Here is a 1,097-nt window from a genome sequence, read left to right on the forward strand (position 1 = left end):
GGGCAATTGTCCTTTTTGGGCTTAGCCGAACAAAAACGTCAGCAGGCTTTCGAGAAGGACCCTCTTACTTATGCGCAGGTTAAAGGCGGTGATCGTTCATGAGTTTGACGGAAGTGACAGTTTCGCATATGCAGCCTTTTACCAAAGAGTTAGATCCTACGTTATCTTACGAATCCCGGGGGCATCAGGAAGCTATGGCCCGGCTTAAGCTCATGATAAAGCACCGCCATCTGGGCGTGCTAACCGGTGAAGTGGGCAGCGGCAAATCAATGCTTATCAGGCGCTTGTTCAGCACCTTGGAAAGCGCTGTCTATTTACCGGTTTATATTAGTATGAGGCCTCTTACACCACGTGATTTTTACGGGGCATTACTTGTTCAGGCCGGTGTAGAACCGGCGTATTCGGTCGCAAAAGCCCGCCAGCAATGGGACGAGGCTCTTCATGCCCGCACTGCTCAGGGTGAACGTGCCTTGGTTGTGGTTATCGATGAAGCACATGAGATGAGTGAAACAATGATCCAGGAGCTTCGCTTTGCGGTAAGTCAAAACATGGATTCGTGTTCCTTCTTTCCTTTGATTCTCGTTGGACAACCGGAATTACGGAAAATGTTACGTCTTAAAAAGTATGAGGCAACGGCGCAACGGATTGGAATGCAGTACCATCTAACGGGCCTGACGAAAGAAGAAACGATCGCCTATATTAGGCACCAATTGAACTTAAGCGGTACTGAACGACCGATATTCGCTGAAAGCGCCTTGCAGCGTGTATATGCTGCAAGTCAAGGTATCCCCCGTGTCATTAATCTTATCTGTTCGAATGCGTTATTTGACGCCACCAACAAGAATCAAGAAGTGATAGAGGAAGGCGATATTGCGCGGGTTCTGGCCGATTTTGAGCGTCAACGGGGATAACGGGGTTTATCCCCGTTATCCCCACAATACACATCGGATGGCATATGCCGTTCATTCTTCACAATGAATGGCATATGCGGTCCATGTGAGTGGCGTTACATTTCTCACTTGCTTGGCTGATTGGCAAAACAACTCTCACGCCATTGACGGTGAGAATCCCACCGTCAAATTACGTGAGAAGCAACA

At 48.5% G+C, this 1,097-nt stretch carries 1 protein-coding gene; it reads left to right on the forward strand.

Features of this window, described 5'->3' with window-relative positions:
• The first annotated feature begins 113 nt into the window (after positions 1-113).
• Positions 114-911, forward strand: coding sequence for an ExeA family protein (locus L7E55_RS17550; protein WP_277445654.1), 798 nt, complete (start codon positions 114-116; stop codon positions 909-911).
• Positions 912-1,097: the final 186 nt, after the last annotated feature.

This window comes from Pelotomaculum isophthalicicum JI (genome assembly GCF_029478095.1).
In the GTDB taxonomy this organism is placed as follows: domain Bacteria; phylum Bacillota; class Desulfotomaculia; order Desulfotomaculales; family Pelotomaculaceae; genus Pelotomaculum_D; species Pelotomaculum_D isophthalicicum.